Annotated in this window: 7 protein-coding genes and 1 pseudogene; 6 read left to right on the top strand and 2 right to left on the bottom strand. The window is 69.6% G+C overall.

Features of this window, described 5'->3' with window-relative positions; translation table 11 throughout:
- Positions 1-66: 66 nt before the first annotated feature.
- From B128_RS13435 to B128_RS0106285, 4 genes and pseudogenes are all read left to right on the top strand, one after another.
- Positions 67-396: pseudogene (locus B128_RS13435) on the top strand (SPW repeat protein); the annotation flags it as partial.
- A 200-nt stretch (positions 397-596) separates the two neighbouring features.
- Complete coding sequence (gene pyrR / locus B128_RS0106295; protein WP_018111432.1) at positions 597-1,142, top strand: bifunctional pyr operon transcriptional regulator/uracil phosphoribosyltransferase PyrR; 546 nt, start codon at positions 597-599, stop codon at positions 1,140-1,142.
- Positions 1,139-2,044 (top strand): aspartate carbamoyltransferase catalytic subunit, encoded by a 906-nt coding sequence (locus B128_RS0106290; RefSeq protein ID WP_018111431.1) that lies wholly within the window; start codon positions 1,139-1,141, stop codon positions 2,042-2,044. The genes pyrR and B128_RS0106290 overlap by 4 nt, the downstream gene beginning before the upstream one ends.
- Complete coding sequence (locus B128_RS0106285; protein WP_018111430.1) at positions 2,041-3,318, top strand: dihydroorotase; 1,278 nt, start codon at positions 2,041-2,043, stop codon at positions 3,316-3,318. The genes B128_RS0106290 and B128_RS0106285 overlap by 4 nt, the downstream gene beginning before the upstream one ends.
- Here the strand turns inward: B128_RS0106285 and B128_RS0106280 are convergent.
- On the bottom strand, positions 3,315-4,346 hold the full coding sequence (locus B128_RS0106280) for a quinone-dependent dihydroorotate dehydrogenase (protein WP_018111429.1): 1,032 nt from the start codon (positions 4,344-4,346) through the stop codon (positions 3,315-3,317). The two genes, B128_RS0106285 and B128_RS0106280, sit on opposite strands and share 4 nt — an antisense overlap.
- 51 nt (positions 4,347-4,397) lie before the next feature.
- On the opposite strand from B128_RS0106280, the gene B128_RS0106275 reads away from it, so the two are divergent.
- Complete coding sequence (locus B128_RS0106275; protein WP_018111428.1) at positions 4,398-4,925, top strand: hypothetical protein; 528 nt, start codon at positions 4,398-4,400, stop codon at positions 4,923-4,925.
- A 60-nt stretch (positions 4,926-4,985) separates the two neighbouring features.
- A complete protein-coding gene (lon, locus tag B128_RS0106270) occupies positions 4,986-7,373 on the top strand; it encodes an endopeptidase La (protein ID WP_018111427.1) in 2,388 nt (795 codons plus the stop codon).
- Here lon and B128_RS13020 read toward each other — a convergent pair.
- The gene (locus B128_RS13020; RefSeq protein WP_018111426.1) at positions 7,370-8,512 is read right to left on the bottom strand and encodes a hypothetical protein; all 1,143 of its coding nucleotides are present in this window, start codon (positions 8,510-8,512) and stop codon (positions 7,370-7,372) included. The two genes, lon and B128_RS13020, sit on opposite strands and share 4 nt — an antisense overlap.
- Between the last annotated feature and the right edge of the window lie 15 nt (positions 8,513-8,527).

Genomic DNA, 8,527 nt, shown 5'->3' with positions numbered 1-8,527 from the left:
TAATTTCTTTCGCCATTCCCCATGCCCAAGGGGTTTTAGGGTAGAGGTGAAAGGAGGTGAGCAACCGTAAAGCGCTGGCAGGACTGGGCTAACCTCGTCCTGGGCGTCTGGCTCATCCTCTCCCCCTGGCTCCTCGGCTTCAGCGGCACCCCGGCCGCCGCGTGGAACGCCGTGGTGGTGGGGGTCGTGGTGGCCCTCATGGCCCTTCTGCACCTGCGGGGCGGCCCCATGTGGGAGGAGTGGCTGAACGTCCTCCTGGGCGTCTGGCTCATCCTCTCGCCCTGGCTTCTTGGCTTCAGTGGGGTGGGCAACGCCATGTGGAACGCCCTGATCGTGGGCGTGCTGGTGGGGGCCTTGGCCCTGAGCCTCACCTGGGAGAAGCCCAAGGCCGCCTAAATGGCCCAAAGTGCCCCGCCCGGGCCTAGGCCCGGGCGGGGTTAGACCTTGCGCCTTTCCCACAGGGGGTGTAAGGTGGGGGTGGCCTTTAAACCGGTCCCGCGAGGCCGGAAAGGAGGAAAACGTGTACGGAAAACCACGGAAAAAGGCACGGGCAACCTGGGCGGGGGGTCTGGCCCCCGCTTCCTTTTGGAGGGGGCATGCGCTTTAAGGCCGAGCTCATGAACGCCGAGGAGATGCGGCGGGCCCTCTACCGCATCGCCCACGAGGTGGTGGAGGCCAACAAGGGCACGGAGGGCCTGGCCCTCATCGGCATTCACACCCGGGGCATCCCCCTGGCCGAGCGGATCGCCCGCTTCATCCGGGAGTTTGAGGGAAAGGAGGTGCCCGTGGGGGTCCTGGACATCACCCTCTACCGGGACGACCTCACGGAGATCGGGGTGCGGCCCCAGGTGCGGGAGACCCGCATCCCCTTTGACCTCACGGGTAAGGCCCTGGTGCTGGTGGACGACGTCCTCTACACCGGCCGCACCGCCCGGGCCGCCCTGGACGCCCTTATGGACCTGGGCCGTCCCCGGCGCATCTACCTGGCGGTCCTGGTGGACCGGGGCCACCGAGAACTCCCCATCCGCGCGGACTTCGTGGGCAAGAACGTGCCCACCGCCAGAAGCGAGGTGGTGAAGGTGAAGGTGCAGGAGGTGGACGGGGAGGACCGGGTGGAGCTTTGGGAACGGGAGGCCCCATGAGGCACCTCTTGGACTTCCAGGGCTGGACCCGGGCCGAGGTGGAAAGCCTCCTGGAAACCGCCAAGGTGATGCGGGAGGTGCTGGAGCGGCCCGTGAAGAAGGTCCCCGCCCTCCAGGGCTTCACCGTGGCCACGGTCTTCTTTGAGCCCTCCACCCGCACCCGCATCTCCTTTGAGCTGGCGGCCAGGCGCATGTCCGCGGATGTGGTCTCCTTCGCCGCGGCGCAGAGCAGCCTGGCCAAGGGGGAAAGCTACAAGGACACCCTCCTCACCCTCGAGGCCATGGGCATAGACGCCTACGTGATCCGGGCCGATGCCGCTGGGGTCCCCCACCAGGCCACCCGCTGGGTGAAGGGGGCCATCCTCAACGGCGGGGACGGCCGCCGCGCCCACCCCACCCAGGCCCTCCTGGACGCCTACACCCTCCTGGAGGCCCTGGGGAGCCTGGAGGGGAAGAAGGTGGCCATCGTGGGGGACATCCTTCACTCCCGGGTGGCCCGCTCCAACGCCGAGCTCCTTCCCCTCCTGGGGGCCGAGGTGTGGTGCGCCGGCCCCCCCACCCTCCTGCCCCAGAGCCTCCCGGGGGTCAGGCTCACCCCCAGCCTGGAGGAGGCCCTGGAGGAGGCGGATGCGGTGATGGTGCTCAGGCTCCAGAAGGAGCGCATGGAGGCCGGGCTTCTGCACCTGGAGGACTACATCGCCCACTACCAGGTGACGGAGGCCCGCCTGAGGCGGGCCAAGCCCGAAGCACCCCTCCTCCACCCCGGCCCCATGAACCGGGACGTGGAACTGGAGGGCGTCCTGGCGGACTCTCCGCGGAGCCTGGTGAACCGGCAGGTGCAAAACGGCGTGGCGGTGCGCATGGCGGTGCTCTACCACCTCCTGGTGGGGAGGGAGCGATGATCCTGATTCGCAATGTACGGCTGGTGGACGCAAGGGGCGAAAGGGGTCCCTTGGACGTGCTGGTGGGGGAAGGCCGCATCCTCTCCCTGGAGGGCGGCGAGGCCAAAACCATAGTGGACGGCACGGGCCGCTTCCTGGCCCCGGGGTTTTTGGACCTCCACGCCCACCTGCGGGAGCCGGGGGAGGAGGTGAAGGAGGACCTGGCCTCGGGGCTTTTGGCCGCGGTGCGGGGGGGCTACACCCACGTGGTCTCCATGCCCAACACCAAGCCCCCCGTGGACACCCCGGAGACGGTGCGGGCGCTTAGGGAGAAGGCGGAGGCCCTGGGCCTGGCCCGCCTCCTCCCCGCGGCCGCCCTCACCCAGGGGCAGGAGGGCCGGCTCCTCACCCCGGCGGGCCTCCTAAGGGAGGCGGGGGCGGTCCTCCTCACCGACGACGGCCGCACCAACGAGGACGCCGGGGTGCTGGCGGCCGGCCTCCTGCAGGCAGCCAGCTTTGGCCTACCGGTGGCGGTGCACGCGGAGGACGCCTCCTTGCGCCGGGGCGGGGTGATGAACGACGGGGAGCTGGCCGACCTCCTGGGCCTGCCTGGGAACCCCCCCGAGGCGGAAGCCGCCCGCATCGCCCGGGACCTCGAGGTCCTGCGCTACGCCCTGAGGCGCTCCCCGGCCACCCCCCGGCTGCACGTGCAGCACCTCTCCACCCAGCGGGGGCTGGAGCTGGTGCGGGAGGCCAAGCGGGCCGGGCTTCCCGTCACCGCCGAGGCCACCCCCCACCACCTCACCCTCACGGAGGAGGCCTTGAGGGGCCTGGACCCCCTTTATAAGGTGGCCCCGCCCCTGCGCACGGCGGAGGACCAAGAGGCCCTCCTGGAAGGGCTTCTGGACGGCACCCTGGACGCCATCGCCACCGACCACGCCCCCCACACGGAGGCGGAGAAGGAGATGGACCTCCTGCGGGCCCCTTTCGGCATCCCCAGCCTCGAGGTGGCCTTCCCCCTCCTCTACACCGAGCTCCACCTGAAGCGGGGCCTCCCCCTGCCCCGGCTGGTGGCCCTCTTCAGCGAAGGCCCCCGGCGCGTCCTGGGCCTACCCCCCCTCCTCCTGGAGGAGGGCGCCGAGGCCAGCCTGGTGCTCCTGGACCCCAGGGAGCGCCCCGTGGACCCCAGGGGCTTCGCCTCCAAGGCCCGCTTCTCCCCCTGGGCGGGGCGGTCCCTTGGGGGCTGGCCCGTCCTCACCCTGGTGGAAGGGCGGGTGGTCCACCAGGCCCTCTAGGCCCAAAGCTCCCTCAACGCCCTTACCCCCTCCGCCTCCATGAGGCGGAGGAGGCCTTTGAGGGTGCGCCGGGGGAAGAGGGGCCCCCCGTAGACGAAGCCGGTGTAGACCTGCACCAGGCGGGCTCCGGCCTTGAGCCGCTCCCAAACGTCCTCCGGCCCCTCCACCCCCCCCACGCTCACCAGGGTGAGGGGGGCCTGGGCCAGGTGGCGGAGGACCTCCAGGGCCCGCCCCTTGAGGGGTCTTCCGGAAAGCCCCCCCGCCTCCCGGGCCAGGGGGCTCCTCAGCCCTTCCCGGGACAGGGTGGTGTTCACCGCCACCAGCCCCTGGAGGCGGTGCTTCAGGGAGAGGGCCACCACCTGGTCCAGGGCCTCCGGGGAGAGGTCGGGGGCCACCTTGAGGAGGAGGGGTTTGGCCGTGGCCGGGCGCAGGCGGGCCAAGAGCTCGTCCAAAAAGGGGCCCTCCTGCAGGGTGCGCAGGCCCGGGGTGTTGGGGGAGCTCACGTTCAGGACGAAGTAGTCCCCGTAGGGCTCCAGCACCCTTAAGGCCTCCAGGTAGTCCTCCGCCGCCCTCTCCAGGGGCGTGTCCCGGTTCTTGCCCAGGTTCACCCCCACGGGAAAGGCCAGACCCCGCTCCCGGAAGCGGGCAAGCCGCTCGGCCGCCGCCTGGGCCCCTCGGTTGTTGAAGCCCATGCGGTTGATGAGGGCCCGGTCCTCCAGGAGGCGGAAAAGCCGCGGCCGGGGGTTGCCTTCCTGGGGCCTGGGGGTGAGGGTGCCCACCTCGGCGAACCCAAAGCCCAGGGCCCACCAGGCCCCCAGGGCGCGGGCGTCCTTGTCCATGCCCGCGGCCAGGCCCAGGGGGTTAGGGAAGGAAAGACCCCAGGCCTCCACCCGCAGGCGAGGGTCCTCCACCCGCAGGCAACGGGCGGGAGCCTCCAGCAAGGGCCCCCGCTCTGACCAAAGGGCGAGGAGGTCCAGGGTGCGTTCATGGGCTGTTTCCGGGTCCAGGGCGAAGAGGAGGCGGTGCATCCTTCCCATCCTACTTGTCCTTTCCTTGGGAGAAAAAATAAAATCCCCGGCATGAGAACCCTGGGGCTCTCCCTCACCTTGGGCCTTACAGCCCTTCTCGCCGCCTGCTCCTTCTCCCTCACCCTCCCCCTGCCCGACCAGACCCTGAAGGTGCCCGCCATGGCGGACACCCAGGGTCAGGTGGTCTACCCCGCTCAGGCCCTCACCTTCCCCGCTCCCGGGGGGGTGGTCAAGGGGGTGCGGGTGGAAGGAACCCTCGAGGCCAGCCAGTCCCTCACCCTCACCCTGGCCCTTTACGCCCGCACCCAGGACCCTGAGAATGACCCCGACTGCCTGGCCCTGAGGGACTTCACCCAAACCTACGCCTACGCCTGTCCTATGGGCCCTGAGGACGAGAAGGTAGGAGAGGCCACCTTCACCGCCTCCAGGGCCGCCTCCCTGGCCCTTTCCGGCCAAAACCTCACCCAGGGGGTCCAGCAGGGGCGGCTTTGGCTGGGGATGATGGCCTCGGGCCTCCCGGCAGGGCAGCTGGAGCTCACCTTCAAGAAACTGAAGGCCATTGTGAGCGTGGGGCTTTAGCCGCCCCTTTGTGCCCCCGGGTCCCTTCGGGCCCGGGGGAGCGCGTATCATGGAGGGTAGATGAAGGACGCCCTGCGCCTGGAACTTCCCGTTCTTCCCCTCAGGAACACCGTGATCCTCCCCCACACCACCACCGGGGTGGACGTGGGCCGCCCCAAGAGCAAGCGGGCGGTGGAGGAGGCTTTGAACGCTGACCGCTTCCTCTTCCTGGTGGCCCAGAAGGACCCCGAGGTGGACGACCCCACCCCGGAGGACCTCTACGCCGTGGGCACCCTGGCGGTGGTCAAGCAGGCCATGCGCCTTCCCGACGGCACCCTGCAGGTGATGGTGGAGGCCCGGAACCGGGTCCGCCTGCAAGGCTATGTGGCCGCCCCCTACCTGCGGGCCGTGGGGGAGGTGCTCTCCGAGCCCCCCCTTCAGGACGCCAGCCTGGCCCGGGTCCTGGTGAGCGAGGTGCAGGAGGCCTTTGAGCGCTACCTGCAAAACCACAAGACCCTGCGTCTGGACCGCTACCAGCAGGAGGCGGTAAAGAGCACCCTGGACCCCGCGGTCCTGGCCGACCTGGTGGCCCACCACGCCACCTGGTCCCTGGAGGACAAGCAGACCCTTCTGGAGACCCCGGAGGTGGAGGAGCGCCTCAAGCGGGTGCTGGCCCTGCTCCTCAGGGACCTGGAGCGCTTTGAGCTGGACAAGAAGATCGCCGCCCGGGTCAAGGAGCAGATGGACCAGAACCAGCGGGAGTACTACCTCCGGGAGCAGATGAAGGCCATCCAGAAGGAGCTGGGGGGCGGCGAGGACTTCCTCACGGAGATGGAGGAGCTCCGGGAGCGCATAGAGAAGAAGGGCATGCCCGAAGGGGTTAAGGACAAGGCCCTGAAGGAGCTAAAGCGCCTGGAGCGCATGCAACCCGGCTCCCCCGAGGCCACGGTGAGCCGCACCTACCTGGACTGGCTCCTGGAAGTTCCCTGGACGGAGGCCGACCCGGAAGTGCTGGACATCGCCGTCACCAAGCGGGTCCTGGACGAGGACCACTACGGCCTCAAGGACGTGAAGGAGCGCATCCTGGAGTACCTGGCCGTGCGCCAGCTCACCCAGCACCAGGAGGTCCGGGGCCATGCCCCCATCCTCTGCTTCGTGGGACCGCCCGGGGTGGGCAAGACCTCCTTGGGCAAGAGCATCGCCCGGAGCATGAACCGCAAGTTCCACCGCATCTCCCTGGGTGGGGTGCGGGACGAGGCGGAAATCCGCGGGCACCGGCGCACCTACATCGGGGCCCTGCCCGGCAAGATCATCCAGGGGATGAAGCAGGTGGGGGTGGTGAACCCTGTCTTCCTCCTGGACGAGATAGATAAGCTCTCCTCCGACTGGCGGGGGGACCCGGCCTCGGCCCTTCTGGAGGTCCTGGACCCCGAGCAGAACCACACCTTCACCGACCACTACCTGGACGTGCCCTACGACCTCTCCCGGGTGTTCTTCATCACCACCGCCAACACCCTGGCCACCATCCCCCGGCCCCTCCTGGACCGGATGGAGGTCATTGAGATCCCCGGCTACACCCTGCCGGAGAAACGGGCCATTGCCCGCCACTTCCGCTGGCCCTTCCAGGTGAAGGAGGCGGGTCTAAAGGACAAGCTGGAGATCACCGACCGGGCCATTGACCGCATCATCCAGGAGTACACCCGGGAGGCCGGGGTGCGGAACCTGGACCGGGAGCTTTCCAAGGTGGCCCGCAAGGCGGCCAAGGACTACCTGGAAGCCCCCTGGGAAGGGGTGCGGCTGGTGGACGCAGGGGACCTCGAGGCCTACCTGGGCGTGCCCAAGTACCGCCCCGACCGGGCGGAAAGGGCTCCCCAGGTGGGGGCGGCCCAGGGGCTGGCCTGGACCCCCTACGGCGGGGCCCTCCTCACCATAGAGGCCGTGGCCGTGCCCGGCACCGGCAAGGTGAACCTCACGGGCAACCTGGGGGAGGTGATGAAGGAGTCGGCCCACGCCGCCCTCACCTACCTGCGGGCCCACCGGGAGGAATGGGGGCTGCCCGAGGGCTTCCACAAGGACTTTGACCTCCACATCCACGTGCCCGAGGGGGCCACCCCCAAGGACGGCCCCTCGGCGGGCATCACCATGGCCACCGCCCTGGCCAGCGCCCTCACGGGCCGGCCGGTGCGCATGGACATCGCCATGACCGGGGAGATCACCCTAAGGGGCAAGGTGCTGGCCATCGGCGGGGTGAAGGAAAAGCTCCTGGCCGCCCACCAGGCGGGCATCTTCCGGGTCATCCTCCCCAAGGAGAACGAACCCGAGCTCAAGGAGGTGCCGGAGGAAATCCTCAAGGACCTGGAGATCACCTTCGTGGAGGAGGTGGGGGAGGTCCTGAGCCTCCTCCTCCTGCCCCCGGCCCCGCCCCCCGTGGCCCCCACTGACCGTCCCCAGCCCGGGGCCGGGGCCTAGACCTTCACCGGTTGCCCCAGGAGGGCCAGGACCTGTTCCTGGCCCTTTTTGACCGCGTGAACCCGGAGGTGCAGGTGGGCCACGCCCTTTACCCCAAGCTCCAAGCGGTAAGGCCCGGGGGGAAGGAAGAGGCGGTAGTCCAGGGGTTCCTGGGGAAGGACCGTTCCCCCTGGGAAAACCGCCGGAGCCGCCCGGGGAAGGAAGTATATAGCGTACCCTCCCCCCCTTAGCCGCAAGGGGAAGTTGTCCTGGACCAAACCCAGGCCAAAGGGAAGCTCCTGGTAAAGGTTGCCCGAAATGTGCAGCACCGCCGGTTCCTCCAGCTCCAGGCAAAGCCCCTCCTCCTCGCCCCCCCAGGAGACTAAAACCGCCTCCTGGGGCGCCTCGAGGGCCCGCACCGGCCCGAGTCCCACCTGCATCCACGGCACCCCCGCCTCGGAGGCCGGGGACTGGGGCTCCTGCCACGGCCTGAGGCCGGTGGGAGGGCACACGTCCTCCCCGGCCCAGTAGCGGTGGTAGGCCTCGGCTACCGGATCCCCCACCTTGCGAAACCCCTCGGCCATGAGCCGGTGGAGGCGAAGCCGCTCTCCCTGGGCCAGTTCCGCGATCAGGAAGCGGCAGAACTGGGGCTCGGCAAACCGGTAACCCCGCTCCCCCAGCACAAGCCACCCCCGGCGCTCCAGCTCGTCCAGGTACTGGGCCACGCCCAAAGCCTCGGCCAGCTCCTCCGGGAAGGGGCTGGGGTGGAGGGAAAGGACCTCCAGGGCCTTGCGGGCCTCCAGAGAGAGGTAGCGGGCCTCGAGGAGAACCTGGGCCCGGATGCGCTGGGGTATGGCCTCGGGGCTCCCCATGGCCACCATCTCCTTCAGGAGTTCCGCCCGCCCCCCGCTTTCCAGGTAAAAGCGCGCCGCCTCGGGGAAGGAGTAGCCGCGCAAGGGCCCTCTCCAGGCCTCCGGCCAGGTAAGGCGGGGGACGGGCTCGGCCACGGTGATCTCGGCGGGAAAAGAACCCCGCAGGACCAGGAGGAAGGCGGGGTCCTCGCCAAAGGCGCTCCGGGCCACCACCAGCACCTGCCCCGGGGTGGGCCGGAGGCCGTAGGCCGCCTCCCGGGGAGGCAGGGGGTCGCCGAAGTAGAACACCCCTGGGCCCTGCCC

The sequence above is a fragment of the Thermus igniterrae ATCC 700962 genome (assembly GCF_000376265.1).
GTDB classification, from domain to species: Bacteria; Deinococcota; Deinococci; order Deinococcales; family Thermaceae; genus Thermus; species Thermus igniterrae.
The sequence above is the reverse complement of the archived record's forward strand: the minus strand, read 5'-3'. Positions and strand labels throughout refer to the sequence as shown.

Bases quoted from the DNA above. Each gene is read 5' to 3' on its own strand.
- pyrR (WP_018111432.1), top strand. From the start codon at position 597: ATGCGCTTTAAGGCCGAGCTCATGAACGCCGAGGAGATGCGGCGGGCC.
- B128_RS0106290 (WP_018111431.1), top strand. From the start codon at position 1,139: ATGAGGCACCTCTTGGACTTCCAGGGCTGGACCCGGGCCGAGGTGGAA.
- B128_RS0106285 (WP_018111430.1), top strand. From the start codon at position 2,041: ATGATCCTGATTCGCAATGTACGGCTGGTGGACGCAAGGGGCGAAAGG.
- B128_RS0106280 (WP_018111429.1), bottom strand. From the start codon at position 4,346: ATGCACCGCCTCCTCTTCGCCCTGGACCCGGAAACAGCCCATGAACGC.
- B128_RS0106275 (WP_018111428.1), top strand. From the start codon at position 4,398: ATGAGAACCCTGGGGCTCTCCCTCACCTTGGGCCTTACAGCCCTTCTC.
- lon (WP_018111427.1), top strand. From the start codon at position 4,986: ATGAAGGACGCCCTGCGCCTGGAACTTCCCGTTCTTCCCCTCAGGAAC.